Below are 15,941 nucleotides of genomic sequence, written 5' to 3'. Positions count from 1 at the left end.
CCCCGGGACGGGCGCCCCCCGCCGCGGTTCAAATCCCTGGGGGGGGCGCGGGGGACCACAACGCCGGGGGGCCGCCCCGCCCAACCACCTCAACCCCCGCCGGGGCGCGGCCGCGCGGCAGCGCCCCGCCCCCGGCGACCCTCGCCACACCCACCACCACAAGTAAGGGAGAACCACATGGACACCCAGACGCCCCTCTGCCCCGGCAGCAACGGCACGGTCAGCCGCTGGTACCAGCCCGACCCCTGGCCCATGGACGACGACTTCATCCCGGCCCCCGACCCCGGCCACTGGCAGGAGGGCGAAACCGCCGCCTGCCGCGTCTGCCACGCTGAGGCACCCGTCACTCCGGGCGTCGTCAACGACCGCAGCTCCGGCACCCAGTACGTCGCCCGGCTCAAAAACCACGCCGCCGCCGACAAGGACTGACCCATGGCCGCAACAAGCCGCCGCAGCCCCGGTCGCTGGACTTGCCCGGGATGCCGGGAATCTGTCGCGCTGACCCCCACCCGCGTGCTGCGTGCCCACCCCGACCCGCGCACGGGAAAGCCATGCCCCGGCAAGGGGTTGGACGTGAACCAGGCCGCCTACCCGCAGTACGTAAAGCTGTTCGGGCAGGAGCGCGGCAACGCCATCATGAGGGCCGAGCACCCCGGGTGGACCCCGAAGGGGGAGCCCCGGCCCCAGGTGGACGAGTGGAAAACCCGCCTGAACGTCACCGAGGCTCTGGAGGCCGCTGGCTGGACCGGCGACGACGCCAACCCCCTGGAGCTGCTCCGCAGCGGCAACGGCGCCACGTGGGCGCTGCACAACGACGCCTGCGACTCCAGCCTCACCGGCCCCGGCCGCTGGACGGTCGAGTTCCCCAGCGACACCCCCGACGCGGTCATCGTGGCCGCCTGCCTTGCCGCCGCCAAGACCCCCTGATCACCGGCCGCCGCGACCGCCACGCGGCCGCCCCGCCCCTCGATCCACCACGACTCCTGAGGAAGATCCAGTGACCGAACCGGCCCAGTACCACTCCACCCGCTACGAGGTCCGCGCCTACGCCGCCAACAAGGAGGAGCTGCGCCTGACCACCCCCGAACACCCGACCCACTTCATCACCGCCGACAACGTGTTCGCCGCCGTCGCCGCGCTGGCGGCCGTTCCCGCCGAGGCTCTCATGGAGTGGGTCGACGACGAACACGAGATGCTCCCCGTCGCCCAGATCGTCCTGCTGCACGTGGAAAAGCGCACCAACACTCGCGGGAGCGTGTCCTACTCGATGAACACCCTGGAAACCATCACCCGCTGACCCCCGCCCCTGCCGCCCGGCATCGACGGCCGGGCGGCCCCTTTCTCCTGAGGAGAACTTGATGACCGACACCCTCGCCTCTCTCGTGGGCCAGCGGGAGGAGCTGCTCACGCAGGCCCGCGCGAAGGTTTCGAACCTGCGTATCACCAGCAGCGTCACGCTGACCGGTGATGAGGAGACCGACGCCGAGGCGCTGCGCGCGGAGATTGCCGAGCTGGAGGAGTTCGTGGGCTACAGCGGCCCCGGGCTGCACCTGGACACTGTTGATGAAGACGCCGACGGCGAAGACTGGGACCCGACGAACATCTGACCTTTCGCCGCCCGGCGCGGACACCGGGCGGCGGCGCTCGGTGTCCTCAAACCCACTTGCGTCACACTCCGGTGTGCACTAGAGTGTAGTCCTGACGGACCGCACCTCCCGCCCCTCGACCCGCCACGAGGAGAACACCCGCCATGGACCTCAACACACTTGACGAACTCCGCGACCATCGAGACAGCACCGCGCAGACCCTGACCGTGCTGCGCTCCGGGCGCGGCCACGGCTCCCCGTCGTTCACCGCGATCGAACAGGACATGCTGCGACTCCAGGAGAGCTGGGCGCTGCTCTGGGACTTCGTGAACCAGCCGGACAAGACCCCCACCCCGCACCCGGGCGACGTCGACCCCCGCGTGGTGAACTGGACCCGGACCCAGTACGACGAGCGGGTCGTCAGCCTGCGGAACATCGTCATCCGCCGTCCCAACAGCAACCCCGACGACGAGCAGTACCTCCGGGCGAAGTCGGGCACCCTCCACGCGGTCCGTGACCTGTACCGGCTCGTGTGCTTCGCGGAAGGGCGCCAGGGCGACGGGGACGGCACCCCGTCCTGGTACACCCCATGACCGCCCGGGACATCCGCGAGGAGCTGGAGGCGGGGCGCCGCCTGCTGGAACAGTTGCCCGTGGGCGGCAGTGACGGCACGTGGGCCCATCGCAGCTTCGCCCACCTCCTCGGCGCCCACGGGGTGTTCTACCCGCCCGCCCCGTGGCCCGCAGGCCAGCACCCGGGGCGCATGGGCCAGTGCTTCGCCGCCGCGCACGAGTGGGCCGACCGCATGGGGTGGACGTACGCCGAGGGCCTGGCACTCCTGGCCGAACCCCCGTTCCCCGGCCTCCCGCCCACCATCGAGCACGCCTGGTGTCTGACCGCAGACGGCACCGTGGCCGACCCGGCCGTCCCCGACGGCTGGACGATCGGCTACCTGGGCCTCCCGTTCTCCACTGCCTTCCGGCAGAACCTGCGGGACGCTCGGCCGGGCGCTGCGATCATCACCCAGAGCCTGTCCGGCGACGGCTGCCGATACATCTTCGAGAACACCGCCATCCTGCGCGAGGGCCTCCCGCTCGGCGCGCTGTATCTACCCGAGGGACACGACCATGAGCGAGCTTGACGACACGACCGTCATGAACTGGAACGAGGCCAACGACCATGCAGACGACAACCGCGACGACGCGGACGATGCGGGGTTCGCCCACACGTACGACCCCGCCACCGCACGGACCGTTCTGTCGGTGGACTCGTATTTCGGGTTGATCGACAGTGCCGCCAACGCTATCCCCGGGGAAGCGATGTCGGCCGAGGACGTCATGCCGATCGTGGACCGGGCGCTGGCCTGGGTGGGGTTCCTGTGCCCGCCGCCCGCGCCGGACCACGGGACCTGCGGCTCCCAGTGGCCCAACGCCGAGGGCGAGTGGGTGCAGTGCACGCAGGAGCCCGGCCACGCCTCCGACGTCGCGCACAACGACGGCGACTTCTTCTGGTCCGACGACGCCGCGAACGTGGTCCCGCCCCCGGCGTACGCCACCGAGCCCCCGTTCTGACCCGCGCCACACCCCAGGAGACCCGCATGCAGCAGCCGACCGCCCTCTACGTCCACGCCGTATCCGTGCTTGAGGAAGCCGGGATACCGGTGGCCGAAATGGCCGAGGACGATGAGGAGATGCCCATCATCACCCGCTCCGGCTACATGATCACCGATTGCTCGAAGCGGTTCGTCCGGGTCGCCGTTTTCGGCCGGAGCGACCTTGCCGAGAGCGCCCGGCAGGCCGAGCGGGACGGCATCACCCAGCTGACGAGGGCCGCCCTCGACACCGCCGGGTTCGAGGTCAAGATCAACGAGTACGGCCACATCCACGCGCGCATCCGCGAACAAGCCAGGAAGAACTGATCATGAGCAATCAGCTTTACCGAGCCCTCGTTACGGAGGCGATCGGGGAAGTGCGGATCGACCTGGAACCTGTATCGGAGGACGGCACCATGGAAAGGGTGCCGACCGGCGACCGGGCGTTGCGCGGTCAGGTTCGGCTCCTCATCAAGGCAGTGGTCGATTCCCGCCTCGCCGACCACTACGACAGGCAGTACGCCCCCAGCCTGCGCCGGGTACCTCGGGTCACCAGCAAGGCAGCCGCACTGCGGGCCTCCAACCGCTTGATGGAAGTCTCCGAGTGGGCGGGGCAGGATTCCGGCTTCGAGGCGGCTTCCTCCTGGATGAATGCGGCCCAGCTTGCCTCGTGGCTGGTGGAGGACTACAGCGGCTTGACCCACCAGGAGTCGTACCAGGACCTCGCTGGCTGGTACTTCGGTGCGCTGCGCAGCGGCGGGTGGAACGAACAGGTGTTCCTCAAGTTGTTGGAATCCCTCAACACCAAGGAGAGCTGATCATGGCAAAGACGGCCCTGCCGTACTACGTGGACGACCCCGCAATGGCCGAGGAGCGCAAGAAGCACCACCTCGACCTGACGCCCAAGGAGCAGGAGTCGGCGTGGAAGGGCTTCACCGTCTACTCCGCGTCCTGCCGCTGCAACGGCTGGTACAGCGGCGGCGACTACGACATGAACGGCCACGCGGAGCTGTACGACGAGCACATGCGCCACATCCAGCAGCAGATCCACGCCCAGGCCGGAAAGAAGTGATCATGTCTTTCGCCGAAATCGGCCGGATCTTCCAGGCCGAAGCAGACGCCATCGCCGCGAAGAAGGAGGGATGATCCGTGGCCCGGACCCTCGACACCCTCAAACCCGGTGACATGTGGCCGTGTCCGCTCTGCCACCGCGCGATCAGCCTGCGGTATCAGGACGGCCCCGCCAAGGGCCGGATCCTGCCGCACCACGAGCACGGCACGGGCCGGGCTTGTGAAGGCGCCGGGTTCAGCCCGTTCGAGAAGTCGTTCCCCCAGTTCGTGCGCCTCGTGGGCAGAGAGCGTGCGATCACGCTGATGCGCAACTCGCTGGGTGACCCGAATTGGACCCCCGCCCCGGAGGGCCCGGCGTCCAGCGGCACGGCCGCGTGAGCATCTACGACCAGCCCGTGGCCCCGTACGCCGTGCAGAAGACCCTGTGGCTCAAGCCCCGGGGGATCTGCCCGGCGTACGGCCGGGACGTGGCCCTTAAGGCGGACAACACCGTCCATGGGCACGCCCGGCCGGACTACGGCTACAAGTCGTTCGTCAACCGCAACCGCAAGACCGACGGAACCCCCTGCCCCGGCGGCGGGAGCACCACCAAGAACCTGACCGAGGAGCCCTGAGCATGTCCGAGCCAAACACCCGGGCAGGAACCGAAACCGGCTCCCTATTGCGTATCGCCATCATCCTTCAACTGCGCAACCATCCGCGCGCGCCCGCGTGCGCCCGCGACATGGAACTGGAGGAGGTCACCGAGAACGGCATCGATCTCCCCCTGCCGCCGAACGACCCACAACTGCGTGCGCAGCTGCGCCTGATCTTGAAGACCGTGGTCGACTCGATGCGGGCCTCCCGCTTCGATCAGGAGTACCACGATGAGCTTCGCCGGGTGCCCCGGGTCAACAGCGCCAAGAAGGCGAATGCCGCTTCCAACCGGCTGTGGAAAATTTCTGCTTGGGAGGTACAGGAAAGCGGCGACGGAGCTGGACAGCCCTACCGCCACGCGGCCCGGATCGCCGAGATCCTCCTGGAGAACTACACCGACGGCGGACACCAGGAGTCCTACGCCGACGTCGCAGCCCTCTTCCTGGGCGCCGTCTCGTCCGACGTCAAGGTGGGCATGGTGACCGCGATGCTTGATGGACTGCAAACGGCATAGGCGGCCCCTGAACCCTTGGTCAACTTAGCAACAAGGAGAGCTAGCCATGTCCGAGCAGGACAACACTGAGAACCCGCAGTACCCGCTGGTGGAGGTGTCGTACGTCGTGCAGTACCAGACCAAGAGCAGGCCGGGCACCTGGTGGGAGGCGCAGGTCGAGGCCACCCCCGACCTCGACGAGGCCATCAAGTTCTCCCAGGAGCTGCTGACCGGCAAGGCCTCGCCCCGGGGCAACCCGAGGGCGTTCGTCTCCGCCACCCGGATCGCCCAGACCACCAAGACCACCGTGATCATCCAGGGCGACAAGGAGAGCTGACCGTGGCGACCAGTCTTGAGGGTGTGAAGCCCGGGGATGAACTGCTGCTGGTCCAGCGGTACGACAAGGGGCGCGAGCCGGGGGCCGTGACCGTGCACAAGGTGGGCCGGACGCTGGTGCACATCGTGCGCTACCAGGGGCGGCCCGAGAACGGGACGGACGCCTACCGGATCGAGGACGGCAGGAAGAACGACGGCTTCGGCCACTCCTACCTGATCCGGCGCGAGGAGTACGAGGAGGGCCAGCGGCTGGGCCGCCTGCGGGATGCCCTGCGGCAGCGCGGAGTGCGGTTCGAGGGGGATGCGCCGGGGCCGGAGGTGCTCCAGGCACTCCTGGACGCGCTGGACGGCAAGACGTATACCAAGGGGTACAGCGCCGGGTACGAGGTCGCACGGGCTCATCAGCTGGATGGCATGTACGACGACTGACCTCGCCGCCCTCAGGGCTTCCAGCCGACCGCTCCGCTCCATCTGCCGGTAGCGGTCCTCCATGGCAACTCCGGCCAGCACTGAACAACCATCGAACTGTTCAACCATTCATCCATCGACTCGGTGTGAATGGTTGATAAGCTGTGCGCGAGGCGCTGCCTTCATCGAACTGATGCTGGCACCGAGCATCACCCGCTGCGGACTGCGGACGTACCCCTGGAATCCGAACGGCCGCCACGGACCAGAGTCTGCACGAGGACGACCAGCCGCGTGCGTTCGAGCACGAGCTACCCGACGCCGCATAGATCAAATCCGGCTGCGCCCTGGCCGCCAACAGGGCGCAGCCGCCCCGTCTCGACTCCTTCACCCTCTTGACCCGCCACGAGAGGTTTCACTGCCATGCCCGAGCTTCCTCCCGGCGCCGAGCGCGTCGTGATGGGCGGAACTATTCGCCTCACGTACAACCGGCCGGACGGCGCCCATGTGGAGCTGTCTGTGACTCGCGGCAAAGAGCGCGCGAGTGCCGTGTACGCGTTCCAGGGGTTCTGTGGGCGCCTGCTGTCCATGTCGGCGCGCTCCTGGCCCGTTGGCGGGCCGGAGCCGCTGCTGGGCCACACGCTGATCAAGGCGCTGGGTCCCGAAACGCCCCACACCCGAGCGCACTCCCCATTGCACTAAAGTGTAGGTACGAGTAGGGTCACTCCCCGTACCCCTCCTCTCCCGCCAAGGAGCCCGCCATGCACAGCGTCACCCCGGCACAGTCCCTCACTGTCCGCTCGCAGGACCGGGACACCGACGCCCTCGAAGGACGCAGGGCCACCCTGGACGCCCTTACCAACAAAGGCCTCGCCGTTCATGTCCCGGGCGCCCGGCGCACCTACCTCACCGAGGCGGGACGCGAACTTCGCGCACGCCGCGACAACGTGCCCTTCACTCCCGCACCACCGCTGGAAGAGTCCGTCTTGGACGCCCTCGGGTTCCGGGTCTATCACAACGCTTGGGTGCAGGGGGTGCCGGAGCCCGTGGGTAATCGCCGCGCCGAAGCCGAACTGGCCTGGCAGGCCGTCCTCGGCCAGCGGCGCCTGTACGGCCAGGAGAACATCCCGGCACCGTGGGAGCTGGACCAGTGCGTGCGGGCGGTGTCCTTGGCGCTGGAGGCCCACGGCCAGCAGTCCGCCGCGCGCGACGAGTATGGCAAGACCGTCCAGGAGGGGTACCGGGTCGAGGACGCCCGTCAGCCGGGCTCGGCCCGCGTCTCCTACAAGACGCCGCACACCTGGACGGCTGTCGGCGACCCCGAGCGCAGGGAAGGCCCGGAGCTGGCCAGGCTCCAGGCCGATTCCCTGTCCTCTTACATGGAAATCCTGACCCGCTGCGGCTGGACCTGCAACGCCTTCCAGCTGGGCTCGCCCCAGGCCTACCTCATCGCCAGCCCCTGCCGGGCCTGACCCGGCTCTGCACCAAGGAGATTCAGCAGATGCGACTCAAGGAGATCAAGCCGCTCCGGGTGTACGCCGTCAAAGCGGCCGACAACAACATCGTGCCCGCTCTGGTACTCGACAACGTCTTGTGGAATCGGCGCCTGGATGAAGGTACTGGCACGCACTACTACGAGCCCGCAGAACACGAGACCTGGTCTACCGCCACCTCGTTCGGCATCAGCTCGCAGGGCAAGCAGCGGGCATGGACTCGGGGGATCGAAACAGGGGAGCGCACCGGCATCCTGGTGGCGCTGCCTGTGCTGGGGACGCTCGTCGACACCAATCTCGTCACGCAACTGGATGCGCTCTCCAAGACGCTGGGCTCCGTTGGGGCAGGTATCGAACGGACCACCGGGGCCGCCGCCGCGGTGAGCGAAGCACTGCACAGCCCCCTGCGTATGGATGTGATCCGGACCGACAACGTACGTATGCCGTGGGAGCGGCACGTATCCGGGGCGTCGATGCGCCGCTGCCCGCACTGCGGCCAGCCAGTCCAGATGAGCGCGGCCAGCAGACTGCGCGGGCACAACCGGAAGAACGGGACCCACTGCCCGCGCTCGAACACGACGCTCACCGCGAGGGAGAGGGACTATTCCTGACGTGAACGCCCAGCCGGAAGGCGAGGATCCCATGATCGATCACACGGCCATGGCCAGCATCTACGCGGACCGCCAACGACCTGAGTTTCAACGACTCCGCCCACAGGAGATGATCGCGTGCCCGAATCCTTAAGCCAGGATAGGTACGACCGCCTGGCCCTCCAGGTCGAGTCTGCCGCGTCCCGTCTCGCTTCCGCTCTCGCCGACAGGCTGGCCGAGCACTTGTGGCTGTTCCTGCCCGAGGCTCGCTCCATCTCGATCGTGCTGAACGACGTGCACGGCGAGTACGAGCTGGTCGAGGTACGAGACGCCGCCTCGCAGGTGCTGTACCGGCTGGGCGACGAGGGGGTTCTGAATTCCCTCGACGCCCACGACGCCGTCGATCGACACGGCGCCATGATCGACAGCGATGCCGCCACGTTGGGTGCGGTGCTCTTGATCGGTCCGCTCCCGGGGCGCAGCCGTACGTCTGACAGGTACCCGTTCGGCTGGGACGTGGAATTGCCGGAACTGGCGGGAGCCAGTGATGGCTGACTACGTCGGCCTGGCCGACTACTTCTCCGATCCAGCCAATCACGCGCCCCGTACGAAGCCCGCCGCCGGTGGCGTGCCTGGCCACGAGGAAGCCCCATTGCCGGTGAACCGCGAGACCGGTGAGGTCCGCGTCATGTCGGGCAAGTGCGGCGACTGCATCGGCCGGGCGGGCAACCCGAAGAACCTCAGCCCCGAGCGGCTCAAGGAGCTTCTCGGTCTGCAGGAGGACGGTACGTACGACGAGGGGTGGACCGTCTGCCATTCGACCCTGGAGGGGAACCCGGACGACCTGCCGCCCGCCGTTTGCACCTGGATCGCCCAGCACCCCAAGGCCGGACCGCGTTCCATGATCATGCGCCTTGCCGCCCACACGGGCATCGAGTACATCCATCCCGGCGCCTCAAACGACTAAGCGCCCGGGCCAGAGATAAGGACCCCCATGCCCGACCACGCCTCCATGGCCAGCGTCTACGTTCCCCTCGCCAACGGCGGATGGGCCGAGCGTGCCGCCGGACGCTTCACCATCACCACCAGCGAGCCCCTCACCAGGGAGCTGGTCCTGCAGGGCCTCGCCAAGTGGCTGGAGACTTGGTGGGCGCCCCACGAAGGCGCCGAGCAGCCGTACGTGCCCGAGCGCGTCGTCGCTGGCGTGACCCTGCCGGATGTCGGCCGCATCTACGCGGACGGAACAGGTGTGGAAGTCCACCAGACCAGCACCAGCTGATCACTTGCAGTGTCGTGACCGACCGCCAACGGTCCGACCGCTGCCCATTCTTCTCGTTCCTCGACCCGCCACGAAGGAACCGATCACCATGAGCGTTCTCACGCCGATACGTCACGCCCTGGCGACCGCCAACGCCTACCTGCGCATCGACCTCTCCACCGGCCGGACCGACGTCATCTGCGGCGCCCAGGCCGACTTCCTGCTCGTCGACATTCACCGCGACGACGACGTCCGCCCCGGTCCGTACGGGCGCTATCAGATCAAGGCCGCCGACGGCCGCACCGTGCGCCTGGCCCCTCTGGCCAGCCGCAGCGGACCCATGGCCACCTGGTACAAGCACTGCACGCTGCCCGACGGCCGCACCTCCTATCCGCAGGCCCCGATGTCCGGGGCCGAGGTCCTCAAACACGCCCACGCCGCCGACGGCGCCGTGCATAGACTCCTGGACGGCGGGTTCATCCGTGTCCATCGGGGGCGCTGCGCCGAGACGTGGAGCCCTCTGATCGTCAATCCTCAGGAGACTTCGTGACCATCACCGATTCCACCGCTGATCTCTATCTCGTGACATACGAGAACGGCACGGCGACCGTGCTGGAGGGTGCTGATGTTCGCGGGATGATCGAGGACGCAACCCACCAGGACCCCTCGTTCTTGATTCCGCTGGACTCGGGGGCGTTCAAGTTGGACTTCGCGTCGCCCGCTGGTGCGGGGATCCAGTTCGAGCCGGTCAAAGCTGACATTTCAGTGCCGTTTGAGCGGCTCGTGGAGATGCGCTCCCGGGATGGGATTCAGTGGCAGGAGGTAGGGGGCGTCTCGCTGGCCGACGCAGAGCGCCTGCTGGGGGAAGAAGTCTCTCGGTGCGACGGTTCCATCTGGTTCCTCATGAGCGGGACTGTCGTAGTTCTGGATGGGCAGAAAGCCACGCTGCGTTTCGAGCCCCTCAGAGAGACCCGCAAGTAACCAGCGCAAGTAAGACATCTAGTGAATTCGGGACCAATGCGGCTTCGAGCCGTGTACGAGGGAGGACGAGCGTGTCTGAGAACGATCACATCATCACCGTGGAGACGACGAAGCAGATCGCCATCAGGTTCTTGGAGGCCCGCCCGTTTCTGGGTGGACACGAGTGGGCCTGGATCAAACAGCACGAGGCCCAGGGGGGCTGGCCGATGCTGCAGGAGGCTGTGAGCGAGGCTGTGCCGGAAGGGGAGTCGGAGGGGTGGTGGAGGGTGAACTTCACCGACCCGACGGGCCAGAAGATGCACCTGGGCCACGCTACCGTCCTCGACGGGGTCCGCCGGTGTGTCTACAAGGAGGACCCGCTGCCGTCGGTGAGGAACTGGCTGATGAAGGTGCCGGAGCAGCGGGTCTCGGAAGCCTTGCCCGACGCGGCCGTCGCTTCGATCTGTCAGCGCGGCATGTTCGAGGGCAAGGAGCCGTACCGGTCCGACGCAGGTGAAGGTGAGCAGCTGTTGTTTTGATGGGCGTTGCTATCGTTCGGACCCCCTGAGAAGGAGCAGAGCAGAGTGCAGGACCGTATGGACGCCTGGATCGACGAGAATCGGCCGCTGCGCGATCCGGATTACGCCCGCCTCGTCGAGGCGACCAACGTGCTGGAGGCCGAGGCGAAGGAGATCGGTCCGGAATCCGCGTACGAGAAGCGCATCGTGCTCAGCGTGCTTACGGCGCACGCTCACCGGAGAGCCGAGGAGACAAACGCGGAGAACCCTCGCGAGCACCTGCCTGTCCCGGACCTGTTGAAGGTCCTGGTGAACAGCTTCTACGAAGGATTCGTGTTCGGGGTCCTCTTCGTGCAGAGGCGCGCCTCCACCAGGGAGGCTCTATCCGACCGGCTTACGGTCGCTGACGTCAACCATCTGCTGCAGCACCAGGCAGGTGAGCAGGACACCATTGAAGAGTTCTACGCGCGGCTGGTGTCAGTGAAGACACTGAACTTCGTTTCGGTCTCCCGTGCGTTCAGTGCGGCGCAGAAGCTGAGCGCTGGGGCCACTTCTCATCAGCAGCTCAAAGTCATGCAGGCGAGTGTGTGGATGGACGCATTCGTTTTGGGGGCCGTCTTCCAGGAGCTGGGCGGTCACCGCGACGTCTAGACCTTTGCCCTGACACACGCCCCGTCGCGACCTTGCGGCGGGGCGTGCTGTGTGCTCTCGCCACTCTCGTCGGATCACAGGATGATCACGATCCAAATTTCATTACTGTCTGTGAAGTTCTGCGCATATGCCTGGCCAAGGGGGGCGCCGGGTGTAGAGTGACCAGCGCAGATCCCGCCAAATCTGTAGAGCTACCCGCCACTTACCGTCTCCACCCGCCAGGAGATCCCGCATGTCTTCCCCCTCTTCTTCCGTGCGCTCCAAGCCGCGTTCGAAGCCGCGCCCAGCGGCCGAGCGGATGGAGCGGACGTCCGTGGACGAGCACTTCACGCTCTCCTTCGACATGGTGGCGGACCTGCTCGGCATCTCCCGGCGCGGGGTAGGTCTGCTGGTGCAGTACTCCAAGCTCAATGCGGCCTCCGGGATACCCGGGCCCCTCACGCTCACCGACAACGGCCACAGCGTGCAGCTGCAGTCCGTCCTCGACTACCGCCGCGCATCGGCGCGTTTCCCCTCGCTCTGACGAAAGGAGGGGCACTCCCGCCATGCCCCGACCGGATCTCAACGCCGTACGCTCTGCCGCCAATCTCACCGAGAAGCAGTCGCACCTGATCGTGACGTTCGCCGCGCTCGGTGACGTCGCCCGACGTCGTCCCCGTTGGCAGTGGACTCATATCAGCCTCGCCTCTCAGCTCGGGGTCTCCTCCACCTTCGTGGACCTCCTCCAGGGCTACCTGGAGTTCCGCACCGTCTTGCCGCAGCTCAGCCCCGAGCGCGGAATCAGGCTGCATCCCAAGCATGGAGCGCAGCTCTACCGGATCGCAGGCGACGTTCCCCTGGACCTGGTCAGTCTCGGCGGGTCGAAAGACCCGGAAGTGCTGCTCGCGGCTCTCTTCAAGGAGGCCGTCTACCGCAAGGTCCGCATTGACGGGAAGACCGTCTTTGACGTCGAGAGGCTGTTGGGCCGCGCGTGCAACCGGAGCTGGGAAGACATCACCGCCGTGTTCCAGCGGCAGCGCACCGCTCAGGACATTGAAAGGGAAGCCGCATGAACGCTCTGGACGAAGTCACCCTCTCCTACACCCCGTACGAGGGCCCCGTGCAGAAGCGGCGCTTCTTCGGGCTGACGCCTGATGACCTGGTGTTCATCCTGGCCCAGCTGCACGCGCGGACCCGGCGCACCGGTCGGGGGCGCGCGGCGGCCACCGAGGCCCTCGACGACGCCCGTAAGGCCCAGCTGGAGTGGTACGAGGACCAGCTGCGGCTCTCGTTGGAGGCGAGCTTGGGCAGGTGGCACCGGTTCGTGCCCGCCTCGTTGCGCCACCGGATCGTGCAGACGCAGATGGACCACTACTTCGACTCGACCGCCCAGTGGGCGTCGGAGATGGCCGACCTGTACGCGCGGGTGGACCGGCTGGAATACGAGGTCGGGACGATGGACAGGGCCAGGTCGGTTCCCGCTCCGGTGATCGGCCCCCGCATGATGTGCGGGCACGCTCCGTGCGGGGAAAGCCTTCCGCTGGGCGAAGCGGCGGTGCTTCCCCACGGCTGGTCGATCCTGGCGAGTGGCGGTGTGCGCTGCCCGAAGCACGCGATGGCGGCCCTGGCCGAGACCGGCGACACGGCGACGCGGAGGTACCGGTGAACAGCAAGCCGTCTGAGCTGTCTGCCGAGGCCGTTGCCCATAAGGGAACGGGCCTGCGCTTGCGGGAGCTGGAGGCGGAGAACGCGCGGCTCGCTGATGTGGTCGTCATGACGGACGATCTCTACTCCGGTCTGATCACCCGGCAGGGGGAGCAGGACTACGCCTCTGAGGTTCTTCACGTCGTGGCGGAAGAGCTTCGGCAGAAGTACCCCCGTCTGAGCGGCAAGTAGCTGTCCTGGTGGTCGCCTGGCGCGCAATAGGTGGAGAAGGGAGACCACCATGCTGCTGGCCGACCACCAGATCATCGACCGGGTCAACACCGGGGATCTGCACATTTCACCCTTCGATCGGGAGCGGGTCCAGCCCGCCTCGGTCGACCTGCTGCTCGACCACTATGTGCGCGTCGCGGCCAGTCCGGGGCACGAGATCGACGTCGCACGCGTGTGGGCGGGGCATACCGCCCTCGCGGAGATCGAGGAAGTCGAGGGCTGGCTGATCCAGCCCGGCGACTTCCTTCTGGCCAACACCATCGAGCGGATCACCCTTCCTCTCGACCTCGCGGCCCGCGTCGAAGGTAAATCGAGCCTCGGTCGTCTGGGCCTGGCCGTGCACGTGACGGCGGGATTCATCGACCCGGGGTTCTCGGGGCAGATCACGTTGGAGATCGCGAACCTGTCGCAGTGGCCGATTCGGCTGCGGCGCCAGATGCCGATCGCGCAACTCGGCCTCATCCCCATGGCAGGCATTCCGGCCCGGCCGTACGGGGCGGCGGGCAACCACTACCAGGGCCAGTATGGTCCCACGGAGAGCCGGTACAGCATGCGGTGATCTGGGCTTTGGGGTGGCGTGTCAGAGGCCGTCGAGATAATTCCACCACCCCACAGCTAGGGAGAACGACATGGCCAAGCGCAAAGCGGCACTGGTGCCGTGGCCTTCGAACGTCTGGCACACCCAAGGTGTATCGCGGTGGCCGGGTTTCGTGCGTTCGGTTCGCAGTCAGCTCGCCAACGCCGAGAGAGTCGGCTCCGTCGTCAGCCACCGAGAGTTCGATCCGCGTGAGCGGTTGCCTGGGAGCGATTACTGGTGGGGGTGGGACGCCACCTGGCGCACGGACGACGGTGCCCGGGTGCGCTCCCGATTGATGCTGCAGCCGAACCGGCAGGAGATCGAGAAAGCGGCCTTCGACCGGGCGCAGGCCGAGGAGAACACGACGCTCCAGCTGGGCATGATGTGGTCTGTGACGGCCCAGGCTGACCAGGACTGGGAGGATTCCTGGCCGACGCCGCCGCTGAAATTCCTTCCGGCGCCGTCGGCGCCGGGCTGGGCGGTGGAGCCGGTCGCGCAGTCGTTTGCGCTGGCCGACTGCTCCGCGTTCGGTGACTTCTCGGGTATAGCAGGCGGCTTTTCGTCCCTGCTGCAGTTTCTCGCGTCGTCTTGTCCGTGGTACACGGTGGTGTTCACTCACGACCGGCGTACTGCGGCTACAGCGCGCCTGCGCCCGGCGTCACAGTTGGTGGACCTGCTGCCCCCGTCCGATTTCGGCCGGATTCTGGAGATCCGGCTCCATGGTGACCAGGACCAGTGGCTGAACCCCCTACTGGAGCCATTTCGGGTGATGCTGCCCTGGGGTGGGGCTTTGATCCTTCCCCAGGCGCCCCGAAAGGAGCTGTGGTCATCGGCTGACTACAGCATTCGCCAGGTCGCGGGCAAAGACGGGTTCGAGCGGATGCTGCAGAAGACCGCGCTGGCACTTGGCGGGTACCGCTCGGTGCCAGCGCACTACAGCCCGGTCGTGCGTCAGTTCGTGGACGACCTCCGAGACGACTGGGTGCTGCCGGAACTTGAGGTGGCTGCCGAACATGTCATCAGGGCCAAGGAAGAGGCGGAGTCCGACGCCGAGGAGTTGCGGGAGGAGTTGCGGCGCACGAAGGACGAGCTGGCCCAGGAGATCCGGGGCAGGGCAGAGGAGCGACAGGCGGCCGAGAGGAAGGCAGCGGCTTCGGAAGAGGCCCTGCGCGTCTTTCGCGAGAACCCCTTGCTCGACGAGCTGGCCGAGACGAGGCAACTGGCTGATACGGCGCTCGGTGACGCCGAGGCGGCGCAGATGCTGCTGGATGGGCTGACGGCCGAGGTCGGCTGGCTGCGCGGTCAGCTGGCCAGGGTCCCGGGGCGGTCGTACGGGGAACAGGCGCCCACGCCGCTGGACGGTCCGGACAGCTGGAAAGAGCTGATGGACATGGTCGACGAGCTGATGCCCCACATCCGGCTCGGCGATCTCGCGGCGCCGCTGGAGAAGCTGCGCGACCACAAGTACGAACAGCTGTGGATCAAGCGGACCTGGGCATGCCTGGAGGCGCTTGAGGCGTACGCCACGGCCAAGCAGGAAGTCGGTCCCGCCGAGCTGCCGCACTTCACGGCCTACCTGCGGTGGTCGAAGGCCACCGCCTTGATTCCCACCAACCTGTACTGCCCCAGCGAGGCGAACGTCCAGCGCAACTACCCCCGGCTTGCGGACACTCGCATGTTCGACGTGCCGGGGCTGGGTCCGGTGTTCATGCGGGAGCACTTCCGTATCGGCGGCGGGCGTCCGCCCGCGCCCCGAATGCACGTCTTCGACGGCACGGGCGACGGCTCCGGGCTGATCGATGTCGGCTACATCGGGCCGCACCTGCCGAATGGCAGGGCCGTCTAAGGGGCCGCCTTCCCCG

31 protein-coding genes are annotated in these 15,941 nt (G+C 67.3%); all 31 read left to right on the top strand.

The genetic code is table 11. The annotated features are described in order from the left end of the window. Window positions 1–177 precede the first annotated feature (177 nt). The 31 genes from ACWGH1_RS13890 to ACWGH1_RS13740 all read left to right on the top strand — a co-directional run bounded on the left by ACWGH1_RS13890 (window position 178) and on the right by ACWGH1_RS13740 (window position 15,925). A complete protein-coding gene (locus ACWGH1_RS13890; RefSeq protein ID WP_453357796.1) occupies window positions 178–429 on the top strand; it encodes a hypothetical protein in 252 nt (83 codons plus the stop codon). Window positions 430–573: 144 nt separating this feature from the next. Continuing rightward, window positions 574–927 carry a hypothetical protein gene (locus tag ACWGH1_RS13885; protein ID WP_453357795.1) on the top strand — a complete coding sequence of 118 codons (354 nt, stop codon included), beginning with the start codon at window positions 574–576 and terminating at the stop codon, window positions 925–927. Between the two features lie 70 nt (window positions 928–997). Then, entirely contained in the window at window positions 998–1,297 is a 300-nt protein-coding gene (locus tag ACWGH1_RS13880) for a hypothetical protein (RefSeq protein WP_453357794.1), read from the top strand. Window positions 1,298–1,358: 61 nt separating this feature from the next. Continuing rightward, window positions 1,359–1,607, top strand: coding sequence for a hypothetical protein (locus ACWGH1_RS13875; protein WP_453351628.1), 249 nt, complete (start codon window positions 1,359–1,361; stop codon window positions 1,605–1,607). Window positions 1,608–1,750: 143 nt separating this feature from the next. Next, the gene (locus ACWGH1_RS13870) at window positions 1,751–2,179 is read left to right on the top strand and encodes a hypothetical protein (protein ID WP_453351627.1); all 429 of its coding nucleotides are present in this window, start codon (window positions 1,751–1,753) and stop codon (window positions 2,177–2,179) included. Then, entirely contained in the window at window positions 2,176–2,727 is a 552-nt protein-coding gene (locus tag ACWGH1_RS13865; RefSeq protein ID WP_453351626.1) for a hypothetical protein, read from the top strand. The genes ACWGH1_RS13870 and ACWGH1_RS13865 overlap by 4 nt, the downstream gene beginning before the upstream one ends. After that, window positions 2,714–3,157, top strand: a complete 444-nt coding sequence (locus ACWGH1_RS13860) for a hypothetical protein (protein ID WP_453351625.1) — start codon at window positions 2,714–2,716, stop codon at window positions 3,155–3,157. The genes ACWGH1_RS13865 and ACWGH1_RS13860 overlap by 14 nt, the downstream gene beginning before the upstream one ends. A gap of 26 nt (window positions 3,158–3,183) precedes the next feature. Then, window positions 3,184–3,504, top strand: coding sequence for a hypothetical protein (locus ACWGH1_RS13855; RefSeq protein WP_453351624.1), 321 nt, complete (start codon window positions 3,184–3,186; stop codon window positions 3,502–3,504). Window positions 3,505–3,506: 2 nt separating this feature from the next. Continuing rightward, window positions 3,507–3,995 (top strand): hypothetical protein, encoded by a 489-nt coding sequence (locus tag ACWGH1_RS13850; RefSeq protein ID WP_453351623.1) that lies wholly within the window; start codon window positions 3,507–3,509, stop codon window positions 3,993–3,995. A gap of 2 nt (window positions 3,996–3,997) precedes the next feature. After that, the gene (locus ACWGH1_RS13845) at window positions 3,998–4,249 is read left to right on the top strand and encodes a hypothetical protein (protein WP_453351622.1); all 252 of its coding nucleotides are present in this window, start codon (window positions 3,998–4,000) and stop codon (window positions 4,247–4,249) included. A gap of 77 nt (window positions 4,250–4,326) precedes the next feature. After that, window positions 4,327–4,626, top strand: coding sequence for a hypothetical protein (locus tag ACWGH1_RS13840; RefSeq protein ID WP_453351621.1), 300 nt, complete (start codon window positions 4,327–4,329; stop codon window positions 4,624–4,626). Next, a complete protein-coding gene (locus ACWGH1_RS13835) occupies window positions 4,623–4,862 on the top strand; it encodes a hypothetical protein (protein ID WP_453351620.1) in 240 nt (79 codons plus the stop codon). Before ACWGH1_RS13840 ends, ACWGH1_RS13835 begins: the two co-directional genes overlap by 4 nt. A 2-nt stretch (window positions 4,863–4,864) precedes the next feature. Beyond that, window positions 4,865–5,398: a hypothetical protein gene (locus ACWGH1_RS13830; RefSeq protein WP_453351619.1), complete on the top strand. Its 534-nt coding sequence runs from the start codon at window positions 4,865–4,867 to the stop codon at window positions 5,396–5,398. Window positions 5,399–5,444: 46 nt separating this feature from the next. Further along, a complete protein-coding gene (locus ACWGH1_RS13825; RefSeq protein WP_453351618.1) occupies window positions 5,445–5,714 on the top strand; it encodes a hypothetical protein in 270 nt (89 codons plus the stop codon). Between the two features lie 2 nt (window positions 5,715–5,716). Beyond that, window positions 5,717–6,142: a beta barrel domain-containing protein gene (locus tag ACWGH1_RS13820; protein WP_453351617.1), complete on the top strand. Its 426-nt coding sequence runs from the start codon at window positions 5,717–5,719 to the stop codon at window positions 6,140–6,142. 399 nt (window positions 6,143–6,541) lie between these two features. After that, a complete protein-coding gene (locus tag ACWGH1_RS13815; protein ID WP_453351616.1) occupies window positions 6,542–6,820 on the top strand; it encodes a hypothetical protein in 279 nt (92 codons plus the stop codon). A gap of 59 nt (window positions 6,821–6,879) precedes the next feature. Further along, window positions 6,880–7,590, top strand: a complete 711-nt coding sequence (locus ACWGH1_RS13810; protein ID WP_453351615.1) for a hypothetical protein — start codon at window positions 6,880–6,882, stop codon at window positions 7,588–7,590. 29 nt (window positions 7,591–7,619) lie between these two features. After that, complete coding sequence (locus tag ACWGH1_RS13805; protein ID WP_453351614.1) at window positions 7,620–8,222, top strand: hypothetical protein; 603 nt, start codon at window positions 7,620–7,622, stop codon at window positions 8,220–8,222. Between the two features lie 117 nt (window positions 8,223–8,339). Further along, a complete protein-coding gene (locus ACWGH1_RS13800; protein ID WP_453351613.1) occupies window positions 8,340–8,756 on the top strand; it encodes a hypothetical protein in 417 nt (138 codons plus the stop codon). Continuing rightward, entirely contained in the window at window positions 8,749–9,168 is a 420-nt protein-coding gene (locus tag ACWGH1_RS13795) for a hypothetical protein (protein ID WP_453351612.1), read from the top strand. The genes ACWGH1_RS13800 and ACWGH1_RS13795 overlap by 8 nt, the downstream gene beginning before the upstream one ends. A gap of 27 nt (window positions 9,169–9,195) precedes the next feature. Then, the gene (locus tag ACWGH1_RS13790; RefSeq protein WP_453351611.1) at window positions 9,196–9,480 is read left to right on the top strand and encodes a hypothetical protein; all 285 of its coding nucleotides are present in this window, start codon (window positions 9,196–9,198) and stop codon (window positions 9,478–9,480) included. Between the two features lie 88 nt (window positions 9,481–9,568). Beyond that, the gene (locus tag ACWGH1_RS13785; RefSeq protein ID WP_453351610.1) at window positions 9,569–10,009 is read left to right on the top strand and encodes a hypothetical protein; all 441 of its coding nucleotides are present in this window, start codon (window positions 9,569–9,571) and stop codon (window positions 10,007–10,009) included. Further along, entirely contained in the window at window positions 10,006–10,440 is a 435-nt protein-coding gene (locus ACWGH1_RS13780) for a hypothetical protein (protein ID WP_453351609.1), read from the top strand. Before ACWGH1_RS13785 ends, ACWGH1_RS13780 begins: the two co-directional genes overlap by 4 nt. 71 nt (window positions 10,441–10,511) lie before the next feature. After that, complete coding sequence (locus ACWGH1_RS13775; protein WP_453351608.1) at window positions 10,512–10,958, top strand: hypothetical protein; 447 nt, start codon at window positions 10,512–10,514, stop codon at window positions 10,956–10,958. 45 nt (window positions 10,959–11,003) lie between these two features. Then, window positions 11,004–11,588, top strand: coding sequence for a hypothetical protein (locus tag ACWGH1_RS13770; RefSeq protein ID WP_453351607.1), 585 nt, complete (start codon window positions 11,004–11,006; stop codon window positions 11,586–11,588). Window positions 11,589–11,820: 232 nt separating this feature from the next. Then, window positions 11,821–12,111: a hypothetical protein gene (locus ACWGH1_RS13765; RefSeq protein WP_453351606.1), complete on the top strand. Its 291-nt coding sequence runs from the start codon at window positions 11,821–11,823 to the stop codon at window positions 12,109–12,111. Between the two features lie 22 nt (window positions 12,112–12,133). After that, complete coding sequence (locus ACWGH1_RS13760) at window positions 12,134–12,640, top strand: hypothetical protein (protein WP_453351605.1); 507 nt, start codon at window positions 12,134–12,136, stop codon at window positions 12,638–12,640. Further along, the gene (locus ACWGH1_RS13755; RefSeq protein WP_453351604.1) at window positions 12,637–13,233 is read left to right on the top strand and encodes a hypothetical protein; all 597 of its coding nucleotides are present in this window, start codon (window positions 12,637–12,639) and stop codon (window positions 13,231–13,233) included. The genes ACWGH1_RS13760 and ACWGH1_RS13755 overlap by 4 nt, the downstream gene beginning before the upstream one ends. Next, window positions 13,230–13,463, top strand: coding sequence for a hypothetical protein (locus ACWGH1_RS13750; protein WP_453351603.1), 234 nt, complete (start codon window positions 13,230–13,232; stop codon window positions 13,461–13,463). Before ACWGH1_RS13755 ends, ACWGH1_RS13750 begins: the two co-directional genes overlap by 4 nt. Before the next feature lie 49 nt (window positions 13,464–13,512). After that, window positions 13,513–14,061, top strand: coding sequence for a dCTP deaminase (gene dcd / locus ACWGH1_RS13745; protein ID WP_453351602.1), 549 nt, complete (start codon window positions 13,513–13,515; stop codon window positions 14,059–14,061). Window positions 14,062–14,131: 70 nt separating this feature from the next. Further along, the gene (locus tag ACWGH1_RS13740) at window positions 14,132–15,925 is read left to right on the top strand and encodes a hypothetical protein (RefSeq protein WP_453351601.1); all 1,794 of its coding nucleotides are present in this window, start codon (window positions 14,132–14,134) and stop codon (window positions 15,923–15,925) included. Window positions 15,926–15,941: the final 16 nt, after the last annotated feature.

Source organism: Streptomyces sp. NPDC054883 (assembly GCF_053610645.1).
The sequence above is the reverse complement of the archived record's forward strand: the minus strand, read 5'-3'. Positions and strand labels throughout refer to the sequence as shown.